This window comes from Streptomyces sp. NBC_01445 (assembly GCF_035918235.1).
Lineage (GTDB): Bacteria > Actinomycetota > Actinomycetes > Streptomycetales > Streptomycetaceae > Streptomyces.
Window position 1 is genome coordinate 2710781 of the sequence record NZ_CP109485.1, and the last position, 24471, is coordinate 2735251.

19 protein-coding genes are annotated in these 24471 nt (G+C 72.3%); 11 read left to right on the plus strand and 8 right to left on the minus strand.

From position 1 onward, the window contains the following. Window positions 1-18 precede the first annotated feature (18 nt). A complete protein-coding gene (locus tag OG574_RS12570) occupies window positions 19-480 on the minus strand; it encodes a MarR family winged helix-turn-helix transcriptional regulator (protein ID WP_100591650.1) in 462 nt (153 codons plus the stop codon). A 198-nt stretch (window positions 481-678) separates the two neighbouring features. Between OG574_RS12570 and OG574_RS12575 the strand changes: the two genes are divergently transcribed. From OG574_RS12575 to pcaDC, 7 genes are read left to right on the plus strand one after another with little or no spacing between them, the layout of a single operon-like run. After that, complete coding sequence (locus OG574_RS12575) at window positions 679-1461, plus strand: CoA transferase subunit A (RefSeq protein WP_100591649.1); 783 nt, start codon at window positions 679-681, stop codon at window positions 1459-1461. Further along, window positions 1461-2105 (plus strand): CoA transferase subunit B, encoded by a 645-nt coding sequence (locus OG574_RS12580; RefSeq protein WP_100591648.1) that lies wholly within the window; start codon window positions 1461-1463, stop codon window positions 2103-2105. Before OG574_RS12575 ends, OG574_RS12580 begins: the two co-directional genes overlap by 1 nt. Next, on the plus strand, window positions 2102-3304 hold the full coding sequence (locus tag OG574_RS12585; RefSeq protein WP_326773276.1) for a thiolase family protein: 1203 nt from the start codon (window positions 2102-2104) through the stop codon (window positions 3302-3304). The genes OG574_RS12580 and OG574_RS12585 overlap by 4 nt, the downstream gene beginning before the upstream one ends. A 17-nt stretch (window positions 3305-3321) precedes the next feature. Beyond that, a complete protein-coding gene (gene pcaH, locus OG574_RS12590) occupies window positions 3322-4092 on the plus strand; it encodes a protocatechuate 3,4-dioxygenase subunit beta (protein ID WP_100591646.1) in 771 nt (256 codons plus the stop codon). Next, window positions 4089-4667 carry a protocatechuate 3,4-dioxygenase subunit alpha gene (gene pcaG, locus OG574_RS12595; protein ID WP_326773277.1) on the plus strand — a complete coding sequence of 193 codons (579 nt, stop codon included), beginning with the start codon at window positions 4089-4091 and terminating at the stop codon, window positions 4665-4667. Before pcaH ends, pcaG begins: the two co-directional genes overlap by 4 nt. Then, window positions 4664-5998 (plus strand): 3-carboxy-cis,cis-muconate cycloisomerase, encoded by a 1335-nt coding sequence (pcaB, locus tag OG574_RS12600; protein ID WP_326773278.1) that lies wholly within the window; start codon window positions 4664-4666, stop codon window positions 5996-5998. Before pcaG ends, pcaB begins: the two co-directional genes overlap by 4 nt. Continuing rightward, a complete protein-coding gene (pcaDC, locus tag OG574_RS12605; protein WP_326773279.1) occupies window positions 5995-7149 on the plus strand; it encodes a bifunctional 3-oxoadipate enol-lactonase/4-carboxymuconolactone decarboxylase PcaDC in 1155 nt (384 codons plus the stop codon). Before pcaB ends, pcaDC begins: the two co-directional genes overlap by 4 nt. A gap of 19 nt (window positions 7150-7168) precedes the next feature. On the opposite strand, the gene OG574_RS12610 is transcribed toward pcaDC, so the two are convergent. Next, on the minus strand, window positions 7169-9841 hold the full coding sequence (locus tag OG574_RS12610; protein ID WP_326773280.1) for an ATP-binding protein: 2673 nt from the start codon (window positions 9839-9841) through the stop codon (window positions 7169-7171). A 174-nt stretch (window positions 9842-10015) separates the two neighbouring features. Between OG574_RS12610 and OG574_RS12615 the strand changes: the two genes are divergently transcribed. Then, a complete protein-coding gene (locus OG574_RS12615; protein WP_326773281.1) occupies window positions 10016-11077 on the plus strand; it encodes a DUF2510 domain-containing protein in 1062 nt (353 codons plus the stop codon). A 191-nt stretch (window positions 11078-11268) separates the two neighbouring features. Here OG574_RS12615 and OG574_RS12620 read toward each other — a convergent pair whose 3' ends face one another. Beyond that, window positions 11269-11889 carry a TetR/AcrR family transcriptional regulator gene (locus OG574_RS12620; protein ID WP_100591641.1) on the minus strand — a complete coding sequence of 207 codons (621 nt, stop codon included), beginning with the start codon at window positions 11887-11889 and terminating at the stop codon, window positions 11269-11271. Window positions 11890-12038: 149 nt separating this feature from the next. Here OG574_RS12620 and OG574_RS12625 point away from each other — a divergent pair, with 149 nt between their 5' ends. Next, window positions 12039-13094, plus strand: coding sequence for a phosphatase PAP2 family protein (locus tag OG574_RS12625; protein ID WP_326773282.1), 1056 nt, complete (start codon window positions 12039-12041; stop codon window positions 13092-13094). Next, entirely contained in the window at window positions 13091-14149 is a 1059-nt protein-coding gene (locus OG574_RS12630; protein WP_326773283.1) for a hypothetical protein, read from the plus strand. Before OG574_RS12625 ends, OG574_RS12630 begins: the two co-directional genes overlap by 4 nt. A gap of 52 nt (window positions 14150-14201) precedes the next feature. On the opposite strand, the gene OG574_RS12635 is transcribed toward OG574_RS12630, so the two are convergent. Then, a complete protein-coding gene (locus tag OG574_RS12635) occupies window positions 14202-14792 on the minus strand; it encodes a TetR/AcrR family transcriptional regulator (protein ID WP_326773284.1) in 591 nt (196 codons plus the stop codon). A gap of 320 nt (window positions 14793-15112) precedes the next feature. On the opposite strand from OG574_RS12635, the gene OG574_RS12640 reads away from it, so the two are divergent. Next, complete coding sequence (locus OG574_RS12640; protein WP_326773285.1) at window positions 15113-16597, plus strand: MFS transporter; 1485 nt, start codon at window positions 15113-15115, stop codon at window positions 16595-16597. 27 nt (window positions 16598-16624) lie between these two features. On the opposite strand, the gene OG574_RS12645 is transcribed toward OG574_RS12640, so the two are convergent. The 4 genes from OG574_RS12645 to OG574_RS12660 form a co-directional block, all read right to left on the minus strand. Then, on the minus strand, window positions 16625-17554 hold the full coding sequence (locus OG574_RS12645; RefSeq protein WP_326773286.1) for a phospholipid scramblase-related protein: 930 nt from the start codon (window positions 17552-17554) through the stop codon (window positions 16625-16627). A gap of 152 nt (window positions 17555-17706) precedes the next feature. Beyond that, entirely contained in the window at window positions 17707-19764 is a 2058-nt protein-coding gene (locus OG574_RS12650; RefSeq protein ID WP_326773287.1) for a phosphocholine-specific phospholipase C, read from the minus strand. A 172-nt stretch (window positions 19765-19936) separates the two neighbouring features. Next, complete coding sequence (locus tag OG574_RS12655; protein ID WP_326773288.1) at window positions 19937-23017, minus strand: alpha-mannosidase; 3081 nt, start codon at window positions 23015-23017, stop codon at window positions 19937-19939. A 105-nt stretch (window positions 23018-23122) separates the two neighbouring features. Next, the gene (locus OG574_RS12660; protein WP_326773289.1) at window positions 23123-24451 is read right to left on the minus strand and encodes a 6-phospho-beta-glucosidase; all 1329 of its coding nucleotides are present in this window, start codon (window positions 24449-24451) and stop codon (window positions 23123-23125) included. Window positions 24452-24471 lie beyond the last annotated feature (20 nt).

Sequence of the window (24471 nt, forward strand, 5' to 3'; positions counted from 1 at the left end):
CGCACCGGGACACCGCCGTCAGGCCTTCGCGAGCGGCTCCGTCGGATTGCGAAGCCCCTCCGCCGCGTCCGAGACGCGCTGGATCAGGTCGAAGAAGACGGCCTGCTCGTCGGCGGACAGCGGCGCGAGGAAGATCTGATTCATCCGGGCCGTGCGCACGGTCAGCTTGCGGTGGACGCGCGTCCCGTCGTCGGTGAGGCGCAGCAGGGAGCGGCGGCCGTCCTGCGGGTCGCGCACCTTGTCGATCAGTCCGCGGCGGCTGAGGCGGCTGATGACCTCGGCGATGGTCGAACGGTCGAGGCCCACGCGCTCGCCCACGGTGCGCTGGTCGAGGCCGGGCTCGGCGACGAGCGCGTTCAGGACGGCGAACTGCGGTGAGGTGATCTCCTCGGAGACCATCGTGTTCCACAGCAGGTAGTGCGCCTGCTGGAGGCGCCGGGCCAGGTGCCCCGGGTGGGTGGTCAGATCCACCGCGGCCATCGCGGACCTCCGGTCTTTTTCGGGTGTGTACTGACCAATACTCGACCATAGGGCGGCTCATGTCGAGTCGACTCCCCTGCCTACAACCACGCTAACCCTGGGCTATTGACGGTACGGGCATGCGGTGGCACCGTAAGCGCCAGTTACATAAATGCTCAGTGTGCTGAGCATTTCAGGTTCGTGGAGAGGCTGGCTCGGATGGACAAGGTGGTGGCGACGGCCGCGGAAGCGGTCGCCGACGTGGGGGACGGGGCGTCCCTCGCGGTCGGCGGGTTCGGCCTGGTCGGCGTCCCGAACGTGCTCATCGGCGCGCTCCACGAGCGCGGCACCACGGGCCTGAGCGTGGTCTCCAACAACTGCGGGGCGATGGACTCGGGCCTGGCCGTGCTGCTCGCGGCCGGGCGGATCGCCCGGGTCACCGGGTCGTACATCGGCGCCAACAAGGAGTTCGCCCGCCAGTACCTGTCCGGCGAGGTCGAGGTCGAGATGATCCCGCAGGGCACGCTCGCCGAGCGCCTGCGGGCCGGCGGCGCCGGCATCCCCGCGTTCTACACGCCCGCCGGCGTCGGCACCCAGGTCGCCGAGGGCGGACTCCCCTGGCGCTACGACGGCCAGGGCGGCGTCGCGCTGGCGTCCCCGCCCAAGGAGGTCCGCACCTTCGACGGCACGGACTACGTCCTCGAGCACGGCATCCGCACCGACTTCGCCCTCGTGCGCGCCGCCAAGGGCGACCGCCACGGGAACCTCGTGTTCAACAAGTCCACCCGCAATTTCAACCCCCTCGCCGCGATGGCCGGACGCGTCACCGTCGCCGAGGTGGAAGAACTCGTTGAACCCGGCGACATCGACCCCGACGCCGTGCACGTGCCCGGCATCTTCGTCCAGCGCGTCGTGCCCCTCACGCCCGAGCAGGCCACGGACAAGCAGATCGAACGGCGCACCGTCTCCGCGCCTCCGGCACGAGGAACGGTGAGCAGCTGATGGCCTGGACCCGAGAAGAGATGGCCGCGCGCGCCGCCCGCGAGCTGCGCGACGGCCAGTACGTCAACCTCGGCATCGGCCTGCCGACGCTCATCCCGAACCACCTGCCGCCCGGCGTCGAGGTCGTCCTCGAATCCGAGAACGGCATCCTGGGCGTCGGCCCCTACCCGGCCGACGACGAGGTCGACCCCGATCTCATCAACGCCGGCAAGGAGACCGTCACCGTCCTGCCCGGCGCCTCGTACTTCGACTCGGCGCTCTCCTTCGGCATGATCCGCGGCGGTCACATCGACGTCGCCGTCCTCGGCGCGATGCAGGTCTCCGCCCGCGGCGACCTCGCCAACTGGGCCGTCCCCGGCAAGATGATCACCGGTATCGGCGGGGCCATGGACCTCGTCCACGGCGCGCGGAGGGTCATCGTCGCCATGACCCACACCGCCAAGGACGGCACACCCAAGATCGTCGAGGACTGCACTCTGCCGCTGACCGGCAAGGCCTGCGTCAACCGCGTCATCACCGACCTCTGCGTCCTCGACGTCACCGCCGAGGGGCTCGAACTCGTCGAGCTGGCCCCCGGCGTCACCGCCGACGACGTCACCGCGAGGACCGCCGCCAAGGTCCGCATCCCGGAGGAAGCCCGATGAAGGACGTCTATGTCGTCGATGCCGTCCGCACGCCGGTCGGCAGGTACAACGGCTCCCTCGCCGCCGTCCGCCCGGACGACCTCGGCGCGCATGCCATCCGTGAACTGCTCGCGCGTACACCGGAGTTGGACCCGGCGCTGATCGGCGACGTGTACTTCGGCAACGCGAACGGCGCGGGCGAGGAGAACCGCAACGTCGGCCGCATGGCGGGGCTGCTCGCCGGGCTGCCCACCTCCGTGCCCGGCGTCACCGTCAACCGGCTGTGCGCCTCCGGCCTCGAAGCCGTCATCCAGGCCGCGCGGGCCATCGCGCTCGGCGACATCTCCATCGCCCTGGCCGGCGGTGTCGAGTCGATGACCCGCGCTCCCTACGTGCTCCCCAAGAGCGACCGGCCGTTCCCCGCGGGCAACACGGAGCTGTACTCCACGACCCTGGGCTGGCGCATGGTCAACCCGCGGATGGAGCCGCAGTGGACGGTGCCGCTCGGCGAGTCGGCCGAGCTGATCGCCGACAAGCACGGGATCACGCGTGAGCAGCAGGACGCGTACGCGCTCGCCTCGCACGAGAAGGCGTCCGCCGCGCAGAAGAACGGACTGTTCGACGCCGAGATCGTGCCGGTGGCCGTCCCGCAGCGCAAGGGCGACCCGCTCGTCGTGGCGCGCGACGAGTGCGTGCGCGAGAGCGCCTCACTGGAGGCCATGGCCACGCTCAAGCCGTCGTTCCGCAAGGAGACCGGGACGGTGACCGCGGGCAATGCGTCGCCGCTCAACGACGGCGCCGCAGCGCTGCTGCTCGTGGACGACGAGGGCCTGAAGGCCACCGGCCGCGAGCCGCTCGCCCGGGTGACGGCCTCCGGGGTCGCCGCGATCGACCCGCACTACTTCGGGCTCGGCCCCGTCGAGGCGGTCCACCGCGCGCTCGCCAGAGCAGGCAAGGGGTTCGGCGACCTGACCACGCTCGAACTGAACGAGGCGTTCGCCGCGCAGGTCCTCGGCTGTGTCGCCGAGTGGCCCGAGTTCGACCCCGCGATCCTCAACCCGCGCGGCGGCGCCATCGCGATCGGCCACCCGCTCGGCGCGTCCGGCGCGCGGCTCGCCGGATCCGTCGCGCACCAGCTCAAGGCCGCCGGTTCCGGCACCGGCGTCGCCACCCTCTGCATCGGCGTCGGACAAGGCCTCGCCCTCGTCCTCGAACGCTAAGGACTCAGGAACCCACCATGGCACTCACCCAGTCGGACATCGACATCGAGGTCGCGGACCTCCAGAGCGCGTACGACAAGGCGCGCGCGGGCGGCGCGCCCGCCCAGCACCACCCGCCGCGCGACTACGCCCCGTACCGCAGCTCGCTCCTGCGTCATCCGAAGCAGCCGCTCGTCGCCGTGAACGGCGGCGACCCGGAGACCGTCGAGCTGTCCGGGCCCGTCTTCGGCGCCACGGACATCACCGACATCGACCAGGACCTGACGCGTCAGCACGCGGGCGAGCCGCTCGGCGAGCGCATCACCGTCTCCGGACGGCTCCTCGACAGCGACGGCCGCCCCGTGCGCGGCCAGCTCGTGGAGATCTGGCAGGCCAACGCGTCGGGCCGGTACGCGCATCTGCGTGACCAGCACCCTGCGCCGCTCGACCCCAACTTCACCGGTGTGGGGCGAACGCTGACCGATGATCAGGGACGCTACTCCTTCACCACCGTGAAGCCGGGCGCGTACCCGTGGCGCAATCACACCAACGCGTGGCGCCCCGCGCACATCCATTTCTCCCTGTTCGGTGACGCCTTCACGCAGCGGCTCGTGACGCAGATGTACTTCCCGAACGACCCGCTGTTCCGCTACGACCCGATCCTGCGGTCGGTGACGGACGACGCGGCGCGCGACCGCCTGGTCGCGGCGTACAACCACGACCTGTCCCAGCCCGAGTTCTCCCTCGGCTACGAGTGGGACATCGTCCTCGACGGTCCCTCCGCCACCTGGATCGAGGAAGGCCGATGACCTCCGTGCCCGAGAAGCTCCTCCCCACGCCGTCGCACACCGTCGGCCCGTTCTACGGCTATGCCCTGCCGTTCCCCGAGGGCGAGCAGGTCGCGCCGAAGGGGCATCCCGACACGATCGCCCTGCACGGCTACGTGCTCGACGGCGAGGGCGCCCCGGTACCTGACGCCATCCTGGAGTTCTGGCAGGCCGGACCCGACGGCTCGCTCGACGGGGCACCCGGCTCGCTGCGCCGCGACCCCACGACCGGCGGTCATCTAGGCCGCAACGGCACGGACTTCACCGGATTCGGCCGGGTCGCCACGGACGCCGACGGGCACTACGCGCTCTTCACACTGCCGCCGGGCAACGCGGGAGTGCCGTACGTCAGCGTGTGCGTGTTCGCGCGCGGTCTGCTGCACCACCTGTTCACCCGCGCCTACCTCTCCGACGGCGCGGACCCGCTCCTCGACGCCTTGCCCGCGGAGCGGCGCGCGACGCTGCTCGCGCAGCCGCAGGAAGACGCGCACCGCACGTACCGTTTCGACATCCGCCTTCAGGGCGAAGGCGAAACGGTCTTCCTGGAGTTCCAGTGACACACGTCGATCCCGACGCCGGACTGCTCGCCCCCGGCCGGGCGGGCTCCCCCGCCGAGTCGGCCACCTCGGACGCGGCGGTCCTGCGCGCCCTGCTCGACGCGGAGGCGGGGCTCACCCGGGCGCAGGCCGCCCTGGGCCTGGCGCCCGTCGCCGCGGCGGACGCGGTGACGCGCGCCGCCGCGGACGAGGGGCGCTTCGACCCCCGTGACCTCGCGCTGCGCGCCCGCTCCGGGGGCAACCCGGTGATCCCGCTGGTCGCCGACCTGACGGCAGCGGTGGCCGGGGAGCACGCCCCGTACGTCCACCGGGGCGCCACCAGCCAGGACATCCTGGACACGGCGCTCATGCTGGTCGCGGCCCGGACGCTGGACGGGCTGCTCGGCGACCTGACGCGCACGGAGAGCGCGCTCGGTCGACTCGCGTCGGCGCACCGCGACACCGTCATGCCGGGCCGCACGCTCACGCAGCACGCCGTGCCGACGACGTTCGGCCTGAAGGCGGCGGGCTGGCGCTCGCTCGTCCTCGACGCACGCGACCGGCTGAACACCGTGCGGGCCGCTCTTCCTGTCCAACTGGGCGGCGCGGCAGGCACGTTGGCAGCGTTCGGCGTGTTCGGCGCCACGAACGCCGGTGAGCTGACCGAGGCATACGCGGCCGAACTCGGCCTGGTCGCGCCCGTGTTGCCCTGGCACACCCTGCGCACCCCGGTCGCCGACCTCGCGGGCGCGCTCGCCTTCGCGGCCGGGGCCCTCGCCAAGCCGGCGGCGGACGTGCTCACGCTGTCCCGTACGGAGATCGGTGAGCTGTCGGAGGGGGCGGGCGGCGGTTCCTCCGCGATGCCGCACAAGGCGAACCCGGTCAGGGCCACGCTCGTCGCGGCGGCCGCCCGCCGCGCACCCGCGCTCGCCGCGACGCTGTACGCGTCGATGGCGGCCGAGGACGAGCGCCCCGCCGGTGCCTGGCACGCGGAGTGGGAGCCGCTGCGCGACCTCCTGCGGCTGGTGGGCGGCGCGGCGCGCGACGCGGCCGAGCTCGCCGAAGGGCTTCAGGTCCACGCGGACGTGATGCGTGAACACCTCTTCGCCACCCATGGGTTGATCGTCTCGGAGCGCCTGGCGGCCGAACTGGCGCCCCTGCTCGGGCGTGCCCGCGCGAAGTCCCTGCTCACCGAGGCGGCGCGGCGCACCCGCGCCGAGGACAGGCCCCTGGCCGAGATCCTGGCCGACGAGCCCGATCTCAAGGGCGTCGACCTGGCCGACCTCACCGACCCCGCCCGTTACACCGGCTCCGCCGGAGCCCTCACCGACCGTGCCCTGGAGCGACGTTGAGCACTGCATCCCCCGACCGCGGCACCCTTCTTCACCACCGCGCCGAAGGCCCCGCCACCGCTCCCCCGCTCCTCCTGGGCCCCTCGCTCGGCACCTCCACCGCCCTGTGGGACGCGGTCGCGCCCGAACTGTCCGCCACCCACCGTGTGGTGCGCTGGGACCTGCCGGGACACGGAAAGTCCCCGGCAGGCCTGATCGGCCCGGGCGCGACCGTCGCCGATCTGGCCGGGCTCGTCCTGGACCTCGCCGACTCCCTCGGCATCGAGCGCTTCGCGTACGCGGGGGTGTCGCTCGGCGGCGCGGTGGGCCTGCACCTCGCCGTCCACCACCCGGACCGGGTGACGAGCCTCGCGGTGATCTGCTCGTCGGCGCACTTCGGCGGCTCGAAGCCCTGGGAGGAACGGGCCGAGCTCGTACGCCGCGAGGGGCTCGGCCCGGTCGCCGAGACCGCCGACCGGCGCTGGTTCACGCCCGGATTCACCGTCCCCGCCCTCATCGAGGACCACCGCACCGCCAACCCGGAGGCGTACGCGGCCTGTTGCGACGCCCTCGCCGCGTTCGACATCCGCGAGGAGCTCGCCTCGATCACGGCTCCCACGCTGCTGATCGCGGGCCGCGAGGACCCGGCGACGCCGCCCGCGCATCTGCGGGAGATCGCCGATGCGGTGCCCGGCTCGTCGCTCGTCGAGATCGCGGGTGCCTCGCACCTCGCCCCCGCCCAGTGCCCCGAACCCGTGATCACGGCGCTGCGCGCCCAGCTCGGCGGGGGTGCCGGACGCGGCATGGAGGTGCGCAGGCAGGTGCTCGGCGACGCGCACGTCGACCGCGCGCAGGCCCGGCAGAGCCCGTTCACGGCCCGCTTCCAGGACTTCATCTCGCGCTACGCGTGGGGCGAGATCTGGACCGACCCGACGCTGACGCGCCGCGAACGCTCCATGATCACGATGACGGCACTCGTGGCCCACGGCCACTACGACGAGCTGGCCATGCACGTACGCGCCGCGCTGCGCAACGGCCTGACGCCCGACGAGATCGGCGCCGTACTGCTGCAGTCCGCGGTGTACTGCGGTGTCCCCGCGGCCAATTCGGCGTTCGCGGTGGCTCAGCGGGTCCTCGCCGAGGAGAGCGGAGAGGACCCGGCCGCGGACTGAACCTCGCGCACGCCGACGGTCAGCGCAGGCCGCGTCCCGTGTCCAGGACCTCACGGGCGCGGGCGGCCAGGCCGTCGGCGCCGCACGACTTGGCCAGGGTGAGGCCTCGGGTGAGTTCCGCGACCGAGCGGGCGGCGATGCCGTACTCGACGCGGGCCACCGCGTGTTCGTACGCGCAGGGCGACGCCTCGAGGTACGTGACGGACTTCGCGTAGAGCGTCAGGGAGCGCTGGCCGGTCTCCAGGGCGGCTTCGCAGCGCAAGGCCTCCCCGATCGCCGTGTCCGTGCCGAAGCGCTCGGCCTGGAGCCGGGCGTCGGCGGCCAGTTCCCTGGAGCGCGTCGGGTCCTCGGTGGCGAGCGCGCGGGCCAGGTCGCAGGCCCAGGGCGCCATGATCGTGTTGTGTCCGCCGCGGGCGGTGGCCGCCTTGGCCGCCGCCTCCAGCTCGTTGACGCCCTCCTCGGTGCGGCCCGCGGCGATCAGCAGGCGTCCTCGGACGGAGTGCGCGTCGGGCAGGACGATCGTGGAGGGGTAGGGCGGGCCGAAGGAGTAGCGCTCCGCGATCTCCATCGCCTCGCCGATCCGGCCCCGGGCCACGAGCGTGTCGATGAGCATGCACGCGGCGTCCCAGTGCATGGGCAGGCCGCGGCCGACGCGGTCGGCCAGGCGCAGGCTCTCGCGCAGGACGGCCTCGGCGTCGGTGAGGCGGCCGCGCCTGCGGTGGACGTAACCGACGAAGGCGTGCGCGAGCGCCAGATGGCCGCCGCTCCAGCGCGCCGTCTCGTAGGCGCGTACGGCCTCGGTGAACAGGCTCTCCGCGCGGTCGAGCCGGTCGGCGAAGAGATAGGCGCTGCCGAGCATGGCGAGGAGTTCGAAGCCCCACTCGGGGTCGGTCCAGCCGAGGCCCGGCGCGAGGCGTTCGTTGACGAGGGAGCGGTCGCAGAGTTCGACCACCTCCTCCGCGTTCTCGCCGCGCGTCATCGCGTCGAAGGCGCGCAGGACGAGCAGGACCCGCTCGGGGTTGTCCCGGCCGGTGAGGGAGCCCGCGAGCGCGGCGAGATTGCGGGAGCGGCCCGGGGAGTCCTCCTCGCCCGCGTGGATGCCCTCCCACATGTAGCGCATGGCCTGGAGGCGGAGACGGGCCGGACCCGGGTCGAGCCGCGCGGCCTCGGCGTCGATCTCGCGCAGCGCCACTTCCAGCTGGTTGTTGTGGACGAGGGCCTGGGACAGCCGGCACACGGCGTCCACGCGCGCGTCCCCGTCGAGGCCCGGGTTGGTGTCGAGGGCCTGGCGCAGGTAGCCGATGGTGACGGCGGGCGAGGTGAGGAGGGTGGCGCAGCCCAGCTCGTAGAGCAGTCCGGACCGTACGTCGGGCAGCGGCGGTTCCTGGAGGGCGCGCTCCAGACAGCGGCGGGCGGCCTCCGGGGCGCCGACCGCGAGGTGTTCGCCGGCCGCCGCGCGCAGCTGCTCGACGAGTTCCGGGTCGTCGTCCGGGTGGACCTGGAGCAGATGCCGGGAGGCGGCCGCGGCGCCGTGGCCCGAGGCGGTGACGGCCCAGGCGGCCTGCCCGTGCATGGCGGTGCGGGTGGCCGCCGGGATGGAGCGGTACACGGCGCTGGCGATCAGCGGGTGGACGAACTCCAGCCTCACGGCGCCGTCTTCGTACGTCACGTCGGTGAGGATGCGGGCGGCGCGCAGCCGCACGGCGCAGCGGCCGGCCTCGCCCGGCGTCATCCCGGCGAGGCGCGCCGCGAGGTCGTGGGCGATCCGGGTGCCGAGGATGGCGGCGGCCCAGGCGAAGCGCGTCGCGTCGGTGCCGAGGCCTTCGAGGCGGTCGACGAGGCCGCGGCCGCGCGCCGACTTGTTCAGGGCGCGCAGCTCGCCGGCCGAGCCCTCCGCGGGTTCGAGTTCGCTGTCCTGGACCTTGGCCAGGAGCTCGACCGTCTCGTACGGGTTGCCGCCGGTGACGGCCCACACCTCGCGGCAGAAGGGGGCGTCGGCGTGCTCGCCGAGGGTGGCGCGGGTGAGTCCTGCGGTGGCGTCGGGGGTGAGGGCGTACAGGGTGGTGCGGGGCCGGGCGGCGGCGCCGACGGCTTCGAGGTGTCCGGTGGAGGCGGCGGTCGCCTCGCCGTCGCGGTGGGCGACGACCACGAGGACGGGGAGGTCGTCGAGGCGTTCGGCGAACGCGGCGAGCCAGTGGAGGGTCTCCTCGTCGGCCCATTGCGCGTCGTCGACGAGCAGGACGAGCGGCCAGTGCAGCCGGGCGAGCCGGGACACGGCCGCGACGAGTCCGTCGCGCACACCCTGCGGGTCGGCCTGGCGGCCGCCCGGTTCGGCTATGCCGAGGGCGGGGCCGGCGATCTCGTACCAGTCGCCGAAGTACTCGCGGGCCTCCTCCTGCGAGAGCACGAGGAGGGCGGGCTGCAGCAACTGGCGTACGACGTTGAAGGGGACGGAGGTGACGGTCTCACCGCCGCGGGCCGACCAGACCGTGGCCCGTCCCGCCGCGATGCGGCGCACCTCTTCGAGGAGGGCGGTCTTGCCGATGCCCGCTTCGCCCCTGAACACGACGAGGCTGCCCGACGACGCCGCGTCCCCGCAGAGTTCGCCGAGCGCCCGCTCGACGTCCGCGATCTCCTTGTCCCGCTCCCACAGGGCGGCCGAGGCGGCTCCTTCAGGCCGACTCCGCGTCATCCCGCACCCTCCCGAAGTCGCTCAACCGACGTACAGATGTCGAGAGTAGCCGGAGGCGGGGGGTTGTGGGTGGGGGTCTGCGCAGGTCTTCGCCGTAAGTGAGGAGGTGCCCTTCCGGAACCGGACCTGCCCCCTCTCATGCCTCTTTCACGCACGCCTCATACTGTGGCGCCCATGACCCAGGTGACTCCCCCCGGCTGGTACCCCGATCCCGGCCAGAAGCCCGAAGGCCCCCGCACCGAACGCTGGTGGGACGGCAGTGTGTGGACGGAGCAGACCCGTGCCGCCGGGGCCGGCGCCACGCCCGCCCCGCCCGCGTACGCGCCGACGGCTCCCGGCGCGCATCCTCAGGCGTACGGCTATCCGCAGACCTCCCAGCCGCAGGGGCAGTTCGGCCATCCCGGATACCCGGGCTACCCCGCGTACCCGGAGCCGAAGCCGAAGCGCGGCCTCAAGATAGCCATCGCCGCCGTTGTCGCTGTGGTGGTGCTCGGCGGCATCGTCGGCGGCGTGTACGCGCTGACGTCCGGGGACGGCAACGGCAAGAGCGACCGGGCCGGCTCCTCGCCAAGTCCCTCTGCTTCCCCGGGACTTCCTCAGGGGCCGGAGGGCGGGACGGGCGGTAGCGGGGGCAGCGACGGGTCCGGTGGCTCCGGTGGCGAGAGCGGCGCTCCGCAGGCGCCGGGTTCCGGCGACGGCTTCGCCGCCGACCTGGTCAACGGGGTGTCGATACCCGTGCTCGACGGCTGGACCGGCGGCACGACGAAGGGCGGCAACGCGGGGGTGACGACCGGCCCGTACGCCTGCCCCGGCGACACGAAGCAGCAGTGTGTGCGCGGCGGCGCGTTCTCGGCGTCGGCCGAGGCGCTGAAGCTCAAGGCGACCGGCGCGGAGGCCGCGGCCAAGGAGGACATCTCCAAGAACGCGCAGGAGTCCTACGGCGGCGCGATCTACGGGAAGATCACCTCGCACAGGGAACTGGCCTCCCAGGCCGTCACCGTGGCGGGCCGGCAGGGCTATCTGGTGCGCTGGCAGGTCGTCACGGCCAAGGGCGACGACGGCTACGTCGAGTCGCTGGTCGTCCCCGCGCCGGGCAACCCCAAGTCGCTGGTCGTCGTCCGCTTCGGCATCGACGTGAACGACAAGGCGCCGGACGTGACCTCGATGGACAAGATCACCAAGGGCATCAAGAAGTCCGCGATCGCCGAGGGCGGCGGCAACGGGCAGGACGTGTAGGGCTCCACGCAACACGTGCAGGACCCCGTGACAACCCGTCGGGCGCCACAGGGGAAAGCCCAGGGGCCGGGCGGGTCCCACTCCGCTCAAGGAGGGACCCGCCCGGCCCGGGGGTGCGCGCCGCGCCCGTCCCCACGGTGCGGCGCGGGCAGACCGCCGTCCGGTCATCCCGACAGACGGCGGCCTCCCGTTCAGGTGGCTTCGCTCAGGCCGAGTGCGGGCAGCACCACGGCGTCGACGAAGCGGGTGAGGTAGTCCGCGTCCGCGTACCGGCCCTCGAGGACCGGGCGGATGCGCTGCACCCCGAGCAGCTGGGCGGCCAGGAACTCGACGGCCGGATGGTCCGCGGCGATCTCGCCGCGCGCCACGGCCCGGTCGACCATCGCCCCGAGCGCGGCCAGCTCCGGCTCGACCAGGGCCTCGCGCAGCGCCCCCTGGAGTTCCTCGTCACTGAGGACCGCGTGGCCGAGGGCCTGGACGAGCTGAGTGTCGCGTCCGGCCTGCTGCGCCGCCGCGCGAGCGGCCGAGCGCAGGTCCCCGGCGAACGTACCCGTGTCGACACTGGCGAACTTCACGCAGCGTCCCGCCCGCAGTGCGGCGGCCACGAGCTGCGGCTTCGTCTTCCACTGCCGGTAGAGCGTGGACTTGCTGCAGCACGCCTGGGCCGCGACGCCCTCCATGGTGAGCGCCTCGTAGCCGTTCTCGCGGAGCTGGTCGAGGACCGCGTCGTAGAACTCCCGCTCGCGCTCCGGAGTGATCTTGGAGCGGCGCGAAGTGGTCACTGATGTGCCTGCCTGCTCCTGGGACTCCATGGCTCTTCTCCTCGCGATCTCCGCTATCGATACGCCAGTGTACCGGTACGCCAGCGTTTCGGTACACTGGCGTATCGATGAGCTCGGTTCACGCCGTGCTCACCTCCGCATCACCGCACCACCCAGTCGTCATGAAAAGGGGCCGGGGGATGAATTCCCTTACCGAGCCTGCCGAACCGGAGCCGGACACAGCCGGCCGCGAGACGGACGCCGTCGGCCACCAGCCGGATGTCGTCGCCCGCCCGCCCCTGGTCCGGGAGCTCCTGCTGGTCGTCGGACTGTTCCTCGTCTACAAGTTCGGCAGGCAACTGGCCAATGGCCACACCGGCGAGGCGTTCCACAACGCGCACCGCGTGTGGGACCTCGAACGCGCCGTCCATCTGCCGGGCGAGGGCGCCGTGCAGCATGCCCTGCTGCACAGCGACGGCCTCGTCCACATCGCGAACACGTACTACGCGACGGTGCACTTCCCGGCGACGGCGGCCTTTCTGATCTGGCTGTATCTGTGCAGGCCCCGGCACTACATATGGACGCGCCGGGTACTGGCCGCCCTCACCGCGGCGGCCCTTGTGCTGCATCTCACCTTCCCGCTGGCCCCGCCCCGGATGCTGGCCGCCGCGCACCTCGTGGACACCGGGCAGGTGTACGGGCCGACCGTCTATGGCGCGACGCCGCAGACCGACTCGATGGCGAACCAGTTCGCCGCGATGCCGTCGCTGCACTTCGGCTGGGCCCTGATGGTCGCCGTCGGCCTGATCGCCGCGACCCGCTCCCGGCTGCGCTGGCTGTGGCTCCTGCACCCGGCGCTCACTCTGTTCGTCGTCGTCGGCACGGCGAACCACTACTGGCTGGACGCGATCGTGGCGACGGCCCTCCTGGGCATCGCGCTCGCGGCGATCCGGCTGCCCGGCACCACTCAGGCCGCGAAGCCCGGTCCGTCCATCGGCCGGCACCTGCTGCCCGCCCCGCGCACCGCGTCCTCGCTCACGGCGACCGCGGAGACCATGGGCGCGGCGATCCCCGCCCCCTGGACCCCGGCGCATCAGCGCGGCGGCTCCCTCTCCGCGTCCGAAGTGCTCGCGCGCATCCCGGTGTCGGTGACGGCGGGCTCTGCGTCCGCCGTCGACGCGCCGGTCGCGTCGGTCACCTCGGGAGCGGCACGTCCGGGGCGCGAAGTCCTCACGGCGTCAGGAGCACACCGGTGAACGCCACCCTCCTCTCCGTCGCACTCTCCCTCGTCTCGGCGGTCGCCTACGCCGCTGCCGCCGTCGCCCAGGAACGCCTCGCGTCACGCACCGCGGGGACCGACTCGGGCGTCCTCGGCCTGCTCGGCACGGGCGCCTGGTGGGGGTCGGTCCTGCTCAACGCGTCCGCCGCGCTCCTGCACGTGGGGGCCCTCAAGTACGGCCCCCTCACCCTCGTACAGCCCCTCGGCGCGCTGACGCTCGTCGCGGCCGTGCCGCTCGGGGCGCGGCTGGCCGGGCGGCGCGTCCTGTCCATCGAATGGCGCGGCACCGCGCTCACGCTCGCCGGACTCGGCGCGCTCCTGCTCACGGCCTCGGGCCCGGCCCCCGACGACACGCTCAGCCTCGGCGAGGCGCTCGCCGTCGCCGGTGCCACGGCCGCCCTGATCGGTCTCCTGTCGCGGCGCGGCGCGAAGCCCGGGCTGCGGCACGCGACGGCCTCCGGTCTCGCCTCGGGCATCGCCTCGGCGCTCGCCCAGACCGTGACCGTCGCGGTCACCGACCGGACGGGGCCGCTGCTCAGCGTCAAGGTGATCGTCGTGGCGCTGCTGATCGCGGCGTTCGCGGCGGGCGGCCTGCTCCTGTCCCAGATCGCCTACCGCGGTGGCCTCGGCGCTCCGCTCGCGATGGTCACCCTCTCCAACCCGGTGGCCGCGGCGATCATCGGCGTCACACTGCTCGGCGAGCGGCTCCAGGGCGGGATCACGGGGATTCTGCTCGCGGCGGCGGGGGCGACGCTCGCGGCCCGCGGCGTCCTGCTCCTCACGCGCACGTCACCGGAGACACAGGAGACCCAAGAGGCTCCGGAGGCCCGACCGCAGCCGTCGCTCACGGCGGCGGAACCGCTGCCCGAGCTGCCGCCCCGCGTGACGGAGCCGGGCCCGGTCGCGAGCCTGCCCGGGCTGCCGGGCCTGCAGAGCCTTCCGCCGATGCCCGTACTGCCGGGCACGGTGGTCATCCTGCCGTCGGTCCCGCCCCAGCCGGAACCGGCACCGGGCGCACTCCAGGCGTCCTGAGAGCGACCCCTTCACGGCCCCGCATCACGCGATCCGCTTTACGGGTCCCGCGTCACGGCTTGCGAGGCGCGGGACCCGTCCTCATCCCGTCGAGCGTGATGCCGAAGACCCGGTCGCGCTGCTCGGTGTCCACGTAGGCCGCGCCGGTGACGCCGGAGATCAGGCGGAGCAGGTCATCGAAGGACATGTCCTCGCGGACCTCCCCGGCCGCCTGCGCGCGCAGCAGCAGCGGTTCACCGGCGTCGATCATGGCGCGGCGGCAGGAGACGAAGATGTCCGACTCACCACTGAGTGCGTCCCTGATGGCGCGCTTGGTGACGGTGTAGTCCACGAACCGGCGCAGCCACGCGGCGAGCCCGTCCCACGGCGGGGCGTCCGCGAGTTCGTCCGCGAGCCGGCACAGGGCGTCGACCTCTTCCGCGTAGACCGTCTCGAAGAGGTGCCTGCGCGTGGGGAAGTTGCGGTACAGCGTGCCGATGCCGACGCCGGCCTTGCGGGCGATGTCCTCGAGCGACGCCTCCGCGCCCTTCTCGGCGAACGCGTCGCGGGCCGCGGCGAGGAGCGCGTCGAAGTTGCGGCGCGCGTCCGCGCGGCGCGGACGCTGGGCCGCGACGATCCCGCCGACGAGTTCCCTGTCCGTCATGCGTGCCACTCCCGGGGTGAGGCAGCGCGGGCTGCCGAGGTTGTACCGGAGGCAACCCTCCGCTATCGTTATCCAAGTCGAGGGATGCCTCCACTTTAGCAGTCGGCGCACCCCACGCCCCGCCGCACAGTGCTGCGGTCAGACCGGCCGAAACGGCCGGATCCCACCATCCTCCCAGCTCGCGCGCACCGGCGGACCGCGGCCCTTGCCGCAGGTCACGCCGGTGTGCCTGGCCACCTTCCGTTCAGAGAGACACCGCCTTGAACCGGAATCTCACGACGTCCCCTCGCACGACCCGGAATCCCATGTCCCGGAATCCCATGTCCCGGAGTCCCCAGGCGCCGAGCCCGGCGCCCAGAAGCTCCAACCGCCTCACCTTCGCGGTCCTCGCGACGGGTGCCGGCGTGTTCTCGATGATGCAGTCGCTGGTCGCCCCGGCCCTGCCCACCGTCCAGCACGCGCTGCACACCAGCCAGGCCACCTCGACCTGGGTGATGACCGCCTATCTGCTGTCCGCCTCGATCTTCACGCCCATACTCGGCCGGGTCGGCGACCTCGTCGGCAAGAAGCGCACCATGGTCGCCGCGCTCGTCGCGCTGACCGTGGGCTGCGTGCTCGCGGCCCTCGCCCCGAGCATCACCGTGCTCATCGTCGCCCGCGTCGTCCAGGGCATCGGCGGCGCGCTCTTCCCGCTGTCGTTCGGCATCATCCGCGACGAGTTCCCCGGCCACCGGGTCAGCCCCAGCATCAGCAACCTGTCCGCCGTCATCGCGGCCGGCGGCGGTGTGGGCATGGTCGCGGCCGGGCCGATCGTGGGCGCGCTCGACTACCGCTGGCTGTTCTGGCTGCCCGCCGCCGTCGTCGCGGTGACGGCTCTGATCGCGTACCGCTACGTTCCCGAGTCGCCGACGCGCGGCACGGGACGCGTGAACTGGCTCGGCTCCGTGCTGCTCTCCGGCTGGCTCGTCGCCCTGCTGCTGCCCATCAGCCAGGCCACGTCCTGGGGCTGGGCATCGATCAAGGTCGTCGGTCTGCTGGCCGCCGCCGTGGTCCTCTTCGCCGCGTGGGTGCTCGCCGAGGCACGCTCCGCGAGCCCGCTGATCGACCTGCGCGTCATGCGGCTGCCCGCCGTGTGGACGACGAACACGGCCGCGCTGCTCTTCGGCGCGGGGATGTACGCGGTGTGGTCGTTCCTGCCCGGGTTCGCCCAGACACCCTCGTCCGCCGGGTACGGCTTCGGGGCGAGCGTGACGGGCGCGGGGCTGTTGATGCTCCCCATGCTCGTGGCGATGTTCCTCGCCGGGGTGCTCAGCGGCCGGCTCGAACCCGCCGTAGGGGCGAAGACACTGCTCACCACCGGCGCCGCGCTGGGCGCCGTCTCCTGCGCGATGCTCGCCGCCTGGCACTCCGAGCAGTGGCAAGTCGCCCTCGCGGCAGGCGTGTTCGGACTCGGCATCGGGCTCGCGTTCGCGTCCATGGCGAACCTGATCGTGCAGAGCGTCCCGGCGGCGCAGACCGGCGCGGCCACCGGCATGAACGCCAACATCCGCACCATCGGCGGCTCGATCGGCGCCGCCGTGATGAGCAGCCTGGTCACGGGGCACCTCCAGGCGTCGGGACTCCCCTACGCCTCCGGGTACACCCACGGCTTCACGCTGCTCGCGGCGCTGTGCCTCGCCGCCGCGCTCGCGGCGCTGCTGGTCCCGGCCGCGCGCCGGGCGGGCGGAACGCGCGTCCCGGCCGCGCACGGGACGACGGCCGGGGCGGACGAGCAGGCGGTCCTGGAGCAGCCCACGTCGCGGTGAACCGGCGCCCGCCGGGCGCCGGCCCGGTCAGCCGAAGCCGCGTGCGTCCTGCTTGAGGGCGGTGTCCACCGTGAGGGCGGTCGCCACGACGAGGCTCAGGAGCGGCTCGGGCAGCTGGTAGTGGATCTGGAGGACGTAGTTGTCCGCGGTCGTGAACATCGTCTTGGCGAGTCCCTCCCACGTCTTCGTGATGCGGGCGACCTCGTTGTCGGCGTGGTCGACGATCGAGAAGTTCCAGGCCCGCCAGTTCTCGGCCTTGATCGCGCCGATCTGCTGGCCGTTCACGTTGATCCCGAAGTTGATCTTGCCGATCATGTTCTGCTGGACGATCTCGCCGACGGGCGAGCCGTCCGGGCGCTCCACGACGACACGCGACTTCATGAACTTCGCGGGCCGCGTCATGACGAGCTGCGGCTGCCCGTACGCGTCGCGGATCTCCAGCTTGTGGGTCATGAACTGGTCGAGGCTGGAGACGAAGCGCGCGACCTTCTTGAGGGTGCTCTGGCCGACCTGGACGACGGAGCCGATCTGCGCGCCGTTCTGATCCATGACGGTGTACTCGTTCGTCAGCTCGATCAGCTTGGCCTTCTGGTTCACCACCAGGACCGGCTCGGTGAAGAGGCTGCCGCCGCCCTGCGCGGTGGGCGCGACACCGGCCTGGTGCTGCACCTGGCGCTGCACCTTGGCGGGGTCGACGTAACTCTGCTGCTGCGGGGCCTGCTGCCCGTACGGGCCGGCCGCGTGCTGCTGCTGCTGCGCGAACTGGCCCTGGACCGGCTGCTGCACTTGCTGCTGTTGAGGCTGCCGCTGCGCCTGCTGCGGGACCTGCTGGCCCGCGGGCTGCTGCACAGGGCTGGTGTGCTCGGTCCACTGCGCGCCGTCCCACCACCGCAGGGTCTGGGGCGCGCCCTGGGGGTCGGGGTACCAGCCTGCCGGGGTGTTCGAATGCGTCGTCACCCGGGCACACTACCGCGCCATCCTGTGGTGGCATCCAGGCCGGACAGATGTGACGTACGCCGCCGCCCGAACCGGTACGGAACGGGCGGCGGCGCGATTTTCGAGTGTCCTGGAGGTCTTGGAGGTCTTCGAGATCGAAGCCCCCTGCGGGGTCAGACCGTGAGGATCCCGGGGTCGCTCACGCCGGCCTGTCCGTTCTCGACATGGCCCGCGAGGCGGCGCAGGTACGTGCTGTCGCTGTCGGCGGTCACCTTCAGGTCGTACCAGCGCTTGGTCGCACGCAGGTCGACGGTCTGCGTGACAGTGGCACCGGCCCGCACGGTGTACGTCTGCGGCGTTCCGCCGTAGGCGTTGGTCACGGTGAGGTGGACGTCGGCGCCGGTGGGGTTCGTCAGCGTGAGCGTGAGGTTGCCCGTGCTCGCGTCGTGGCGGGCCGTGAGTCCGGGCTCGGCGACGGTGTTGGTGCCCTTGAAGGCGCGCAGGAATCCGTTCGGGCCGTGCACCGTGAGGTCGTACTTCCCGGCGGAGTAAGTGGAGTTCCAGGCGTCCGAGATCGACTTGCCGGCCTCGGTGGAGTACGTCCAGGGGCCGTCGGTCCGGTTGAGCGACCTCACCTGGAACGCCGCGCCCGCGGAGGGCCCGCCGCTGAACGTGAGCTGGAACTTGCCGGTCGACGGTGTGGAGACCCCGTCGACGTAGGGCGCGTACGGCAGCGGGCGCGCGGGACGGGAGCCCGACTCCTGCTTGGGCAGCACGGGGCTGGCCGGCGGCTTCGGCACGTAGCTGTTGTGCCGGTCGTGGTCCGGCGGCAGGTACCCGGCGGTGCTGGGCAGTTGCGCCGGAGTCGTGTTCGTGAGGGAGAAGTCGAAGGCGGTGGAGAGGTCGCCGCAGATGGCGCGGCGCCACGGCGAGATGTTGGTCTCCTTGACGCCGAAGCGCTTCTCCATGAACCGCAGGATCGAGGTGTGGTCGAGCGTCTCCGAGCACACGTAACCGCCCGTGGACCACGGCGAGACGACGATCATGGGGACGCGCTGCCCGAGGCCGTAGGGGCCCGCCGAGTAGCTCGCGTTGCCCTTGAAGTAGTCGAGGGTGGTGTCGGCGGTGGACAGGCCCTGGTTCGCGGAGGCGGGGGCGTACGGCGGCACCACGTGGTCGAAGTAGCCGTCGTTCTCGTCGTACGTGATGAACAGCGCCGTCCTGCTCCACACGTCCGGGTTGGACGTGAGCGCGTCGAGGACCTGCGAGATGTACCAGGCGCCGTAGTTCGCGGGCCAGTTGGGGTGCTCGGAGAACGCCTCGGGCGCCGCGATCCAGGAGATCTTGGGGAGCTTCCCGGCCTTGACGTCGGCCTTCAGGACGTCGAAGTAGCCGTCGCCCGCCTTGGCGTTCGTGCCGGTGCGGGCCTTGTCGTAAAGGGGGTCGCCCGGCTTTGCGTTGCGGTAGTTGTTGAAGTAGAGGAGCGAGTTGTCGCCGTAGTTGCCGCGGTAGGCGTCGTCGATCCAGCCCCAGCTCCCGGCGGCGTCGAGGCCGTCGCCGATGTCCTGGTAGACCTTCCAGGAGACCCCGGCCTTCTCCAGGCGCTCGGCGTACGTGGTCCAGCCGTAGCCGGCCTCCTGGTTGCCGAGGACGGGCCCGCCGCCGGTGCCGTCGTTGCCGACGTGGCCCGACAGCATGTAGTAGCGGTTGGGGTCGGTGGCCCCCATGAACGAGCAGTGGTAGTCGTCGCACACCGTGAACTTGTCGGCGAGCGCGTAGTGGAACGGGATGTCCTGGCGCGTCAGATACGCCATCGTGCCCGTGCCCTTGGCGGCGATCCAGTTGTCGTACTTGCCGTTGTTGAACGCGCTGTGGCCGCCGGCCCAGTCGTGGTCGAGGCCTGCGATGAACTGCATGCCGAGGTCTGCCGCGTCGGGGTGGTAGGGCAGGACGTCCTTGCCGCCGCTCGCCTGGTTCCACACGGGCTTGCCGCTGGGGAGCGTCACCGGTCGCGGGTCGCCGAAGCCGCGGACGCCCTTCATCGTGCCGAAGTAGTGGTCGAAGGACCGGTTCTCCTGCATCAGGACGACGATGTGCTCGATGTCCTGGACGGTTCCCTTGACGCGGGCGGCCGGAATGGCGGCGGCGCGGTCGATGCTGTTCGACAGGGCGGTGAAGCCCGCGGTCGCGCCCGCTATCTGCAGGAAGCGCCGCCGGTTGAGTTCAGGCATGGGTGTGGGGCCTCTTGGGTGTGTGGGGACAGAAGCGAACAGAGTGTTCCAAGAGGACCGGTCGGAGGGGAAGGGGTGATGACACTTGCATGAAAATTCGCCGTATGCGTCAGAAACAATCACGGAGCCGGGATCAGTGGGGAGGTCCAACCGGCCCTCCCCACTGACGACTTCAGCCCCGGCCGCCCACCGCGAGCCGCAGCGTCACGATCTGGAACGGCCGCAGCGCCACCCGCACCGCGTCACTGCCGTCCGCCGACGTCCGCACCTCTTCCGGCTGTTGTGCGAGCGGACGTTCCAGGAGATCGGTGACCTGGACGCCGGCGAGCGGGAAGCCCGTGCGCAGCGTGCCCGCGGCCCGGCCGCCGAGGGACTCGTAGAGCCGGACGACGACATCGCCCGAGCCGTCGTCGGCGAGCTTCACCGCCTCCACCGTCAGGCCGTCGCCGTCCACCGACACCACCGGCTCCGGCGCACCGCCCGAACCGGCCACCCGTAGCGGCAGGTTGAGCGCGTACCCCTCGGCGACCGCGTCGGCGACACTCGCGCCGGGCAGCAGGGAGTAGGTGAAGCGGTGCGTGCCCTGGTCGGCCTCCGGGTCGGGCACTCGCGGGGCCCGCACTAGGGAGAGGCGGACGGTGGTGGTCGTGCCGCCGTCGTCCCGGGTCGTGCGCGAGACGTCATGGCCGTACGTGGAGTCGTTGAGGACCGCGACGCCGTAGCCGGGTTCGCCGATGTGGACCCAGCGGTGGCCGTACACCTCGAAGCGGGCCGCCTCCCAGCTGGTGTTGGTGTGCGTGGGGCGCTTGACGTGGCCGAACTGGATCTCGGCGCTGGAGTGGTCGGCGCGGACGTCGACGGGGAACGCGGCCTTGAGGATCTTCTCGGTCTCGTGCCAGTCGATCCCGGTCTCGACGTCGACGCGCTTGCTGCCCGCGCGCAGGGTGACGGTCTGCGTGATGCGGGAGCCCTTGCCGAAGGCGCGCTCCACACGGACGGCGGCACGCAGCGGCCCTTCCTCGGTCACCGTCACGGACTCGGCGTCGAGGAGGTCGCGGTAGTGGTTCTTGTAGTGCTTGTCGATGTCCCAGGCGTCCCAGTAGTTGGGCAGGTCGCTGTGGAGGCGGAGCAGATTGCCGGGGCCGGCGAGGACCTCGCGTTCCGCGGTCAGGTCGTACACGGAGGCCAGCGTCCCGTCGGGGCCGATGACGACGCGCACGAGCCCGTTGTCGAGCGTGCGGCCGTCCGTGACGGTGACGGGGTGGTCGGGGACGGCGCGGGCCAGAGGCGCCGACCCGTGGGCGGGCACGTGGGTGCGGGCCAGGTCCCCGGCCGGGGTGCGGATCACTTCGGTACGGGCGTACGGGCTGGTGTTGAACACGTGCGGCCCACCCTCGCCGCCCCCCAGCGCACCGACCGCCTCCGCCGTGATCGCTTCGAGTTCGACCGCCACGCGCGCGTACTCCGCCTCGGCCTCGCGGTGCACCCAGGCGATGGACGACCCGGGCAGGATGTCGTGGAACTGGTGCAGGAGCACCGTCTTCCACAGCCGGTCGAGCTTCTCGTACGGGTACGCGTACCCCGGCGCGCGCAGGGCCGCGGCCGTGGCCCACAACTCGGCCTCGCGCAGCAGGTGTTCGCTGCGGCGGTTGCCCTGCTTGGTGCGGGCCTGCGAGGTGTACGTGGCGCGGTGCAGCTCCAGATAGAGCTCGCCCGACCACACCTGGTCCTTGGGGATCTCCTTGCTCGCCTCGGCGAAGAAGGCGTCCGGGTGCTCGACCCTGACCTTCGCGGAGCCCTCCAGGTCGGCCAGGCGGCGGGCGCGCTCCAGCATCTCGCGGGTGGGTCCGCCGCCGCCGTCGCCGTGCCCGAAGGGCGCGAGGGAGCGGGTGCCTCGCCCCTTGTCCTGGTAGTTGCGGACGGCGTGCGCCATCTCCCTGCCGGAGAACTCGACGTTGTAGGTGTCGACCGGCGGGAAGTGGGTGAAGATCCGCGTGCCGTCGATGCCCTCCCACCAGAACGAGTGGTGGGGCAGCTTGTTGGTCTGGTTCCAGGACAGCTTCTGCGTGAGGAACCACTCGTTCCCGGCGAGCCGGGCGAGCTGCGGGTAGGCGGCGTTGTAACCGAACGAGTCGGGCAACCACACGCCCTTCGTCTCGACGCCGAAGTGCTCGATGAAGAAGCGCTTGCCGTGGACGAGCTGGCGGGCGATGGCCTCGCCGCCGGGCAGGTTGCCGTCGGACTCGACCCACATCCCGCCGACGGGCGCCCACTGGCCCTTGGCGACGGCCTCCTTGATGCGGTCCCACACGTGCGGGTAGTTGTCCTTGACCCACTCGTACTGCTGGGCCTGCGAGCAGGCGAAGACGAACTCGTCGTACTCGTCTGCGAGCGCCGTCACGTTCGAGAAGGTGCGGGACGTCTTGCGCTTGGTCTCGCGGATCGGCCACAGCCAGGCCGAGTCGATGTGCGCGTGGCCGACGGAGGAGAGGGTGTGCGCGCCCGCGTGCGCCGGCTTCGCGAGGGCCGGGGCGAGGACGGCGCGGGCGGCGGCGGCCGTGCCGGAGATGTCGTCGAGGTCGAGGGCGTCGAGCGCCGCTTCGAGAGTGTGCGCGATCTCATGGCGGCGCGGCTCGTGCTCGCTCAGCTCCAGCATCAGCTCGCGCAGGACCTGGAGGTCGAGCGAGAGGTGGAAGACGTCCTCGTCGAGGATCGCGAGGTCGGCGCTCCTGAAGGTGTAGAGCGGCTGGTCGCCCGCCGTGCGCGGGTCGCCGAGCGGGGTGGGGTGCGCGAAGCGGTCGGCGAGAATGTCCGGGTTGGAGGCGGCCTCGATGAGGTAGTCGACCTCTTCGCCGCCCTGCGCGGGGCGGGCCACGGGCACGTACTGGTTCTGCGGGTTGACGGCCTTGAGGGGGCGGCCGTCGGGGAGGTGGACGAGGGCCTCCGCCTGGTTGCCGGGCCAGTCGTTGACGAAGCCCAGGTCGAAGACGGCCTCGACGCGGCGGCCTGCCCACTCGGCGGGGACCGTTCCGTGCGCCGTGAACCAGGTGGTGCCCCAGGGCGGGCCCCAAGGGGTGCCGACACTGAACGGCTTGTACGCGGCCGACTTCGCCTCGGCGAAGGGGACGGGCTCGCCGGGCGCGTGCCAGGCCTGGAGGGCGAGCGGGACCCGGGCGCTGTGGACGGCCGGCTTGACGCGCTGGTCGTGGACGCGGGCGACGCGCTGCTCGATGCGGCGGAGTTCGTCGTGCATACGGGCTCCTCTACTCGGGGGTGTCCGGCGGATCACGGGCCGGGGTCGCGACGCCGGCACGGCACCTCGCCGCGACCTACCCGGCCCTGATCCGCCGGACACCCCCTAGCGGGTCAGGTAGGCGAGGCCGGGGTGGGCCGCCGTGTATCCCTCCAGGAGGCGGCGGGCCACGGTCACGGAGTCGACGAGGGGGTGCAGGGCGAAGGCCTTGACGGCGGCGGCGCGCGAGCCGCCCTCGGCCGCTTCGAGCACCTCGCGCTCGACGGCCTTGACCGAGGAGACGAGGCCCGTGGCATGGCCGGGCAGCGGCGCCACGCTGACGGGGTGCGCGCCGTTGGCGTCGACGAGGCAGGGGATCTCGACCACGGCGTCGTCGTCGAGGGACGGCAGGGCGCCGCGCCCGCGCACGTTGAGGATCAGCGTCGCGCGCTCGTCGCGGGCGATGGCGCGCATCAGGGCGAGCGCCACCTTCTCGTAGCCGCCCGACTCCTCCAGGTCGGCCGCGTCCCGCTCGCCCGCGCCGGACGCCTCGCGGTTGTGCGCCATGTACGTGGCCTCGCGCTCGGCGCGGGTGCGATCCCAACTGGCGTACGACGGGTCGGTGTAGAAGGCGGCCTGCTGGTCGAGCAGGAACGCGCCGCGGGTGCGATCGGCCTCCTGGTAGGCGCGGACGGTCTCCCGGTTGAAGTAGTAGTAGTGCAGGTACTCGTTGGGGATCGCGCCGAGCGAGCGGAGCCAGTCCGTGCCGAAGAGGCGGCCTTCCTCGAAGGAGCCGAGCAGCTTCTCGTCGGCGAGCAGGCGCGGGAGCTCGTCGCGGCCGTTCACCTCGAGTCCGCGCAGCCAGCCGAGGTGGTTGAGGCCGACGTAATCGATCCAGGCCTCGCCCGGGTCGGCGCCGAGGACGCGCGCCACACGGCGGCCGAGTCCGACGGGCGAGTCGCAGATGCCGATGACGCGGTCGCCGAGGTGCCGTGACATGGCCTCGGTGACCAGGCCCGCCGGGTTGGTGAAGTTGATGACCCAGGCGTCGGGCGCGAGTTGCCTGACGCGGCGCGCGATGTCGACGGCGACGGGCACGGTCCGCAGGCCGTACGCGATGCCGCCGGCGCCGACGGTCTCCTGGCCGAGCACTCCCTCGGCGAGGGCGACCCGCTCGTCCGCGGCGCGGCCCGCGAGGCCGCCGACGCGGATCGCGGAGAACACGAAGTCGGCGCCGCGCAGCGCCGCGTCGAGGTCGGTGGTGGCGTGCACGGCGGGCGCGTCGGGGACGCCGGTGGCTTGTTCCGCCAGTACGCCGGTGACGGCCCGCAGCCGGTCCGGGTCGGTGTCGTGCAGCGTGACCTCGGTGACGCGGCCCGGCGCGTGGTCGCCGAGCAGCGCTCCGTACACCAAGGGCACTCGAAATCCGCCACCGCCGAGAATCGTCAGCCTCATGCGCCGATCGTAGGGCAGCC

Excerpts from the sequence above, each read along its gene's own strand:
- OG574_RS12635 (WP_326773284.1), bottom strand. The coding sequence starts at position 14,792 with ATGACGGACAGGGAACTCGTCGGCGGGATCGTCGCGGCCCAGCGTCCG.
- pcaG (WP_326773277.1), top strand. The coding sequence starts at position 4,089 with ATGACCTCCGTGCCCGAGAAGCTCCTCCCCACGCCGTCGCACACCGTC.
- OG574_RS12640 (WP_326773285.1), top strand. The coding sequence starts at position 15,113 with ATGTCCCGGAGTCCCCAGGCGCCGAGCCCGGCGCCCAGAAGCTCCAAC.
- OG574_RS12620 (WP_100591641.1), bottom strand. The coding sequence starts at position 11,889 with ATGGAGTCCCAGGAGCAGGCAGGCACATCAGTGACCACTTCGCGCCGC.
- OG574_RS12570 (WP_100591650.1), bottom strand. The coding sequence starts at position 480 with ATGGCCGCGGTGGATCTGACCACCCACCCGGGGCACCTGGCCCGGCGC.
- OG574_RS12655 (WP_326773288.1), bottom strand. The coding sequence starts at position 23,017 with ATGCACGACGAACTCCGCCGCATCGAGCAGCGCGTCGCCCGCGTCCAC.
- OG574_RS12610 (WP_326773280.1), bottom strand. The coding sequence starts at position 9,841 with ATGACGCGGAGTCGGCCTGAAGGAGCCGCCTCGGCCGCCCTGTGGGAG.
- OG574_RS12575 (WP_100591649.1), top strand. The coding sequence starts at position 679 with ATGGACAAGGTGGTGGCGACGGCCGCGGAAGCGGTCGCCGACGTGGGG.
- OG574_RS12585 (WP_326773276.1), top strand. The coding sequence starts at position 2,102 with ATGAAGGACGTCTATGTCGTCGATGCCGTCCGCACGCCGGTCGGCAGG.
- pcaH (WP_100591646.1), top strand. The coding sequence starts at position 3,322 with ATGGCACTCACCCAGTCGGACATCGACATCGAGGTCGCGGACCTCCAG.
- OG574_RS12650 (WP_326773287.1), bottom strand. The coding sequence starts at position 19,764 with ATGCCTGAACTCAACCGGCGGCGCTTCCTGCAGATAGCGGGCGCGACC.
- OG574_RS12660 (WP_326773289.1), bottom strand. The coding sequence starts at position 24,451 with ATGAGGCTGACGATTCTCGGCGGTGGCGGATTTCGAGTGCCCTTGGTG.
- OG574_RS12625 (WP_326773282.1), top strand. The coding sequence starts at position 12,039 with ATGAATTCCCTTACCGAGCCTGCCGAACCGGAGCCGGACACAGCCGGC.
- OG574_RS12615 (WP_326773281.1), top strand. The coding sequence starts at position 10,016 with ATGACCCAGGTGACTCCCCCCGGCTGGTACCCCGATCCCGGCCAGAAG.
- OG574_RS12580 (WP_100591648.1), top strand. The coding sequence starts at position 1,461 with ATGGCCTGGACCCGAGAAGAGATGGCCGCGCGCGCCGCCCGCGAGCTG.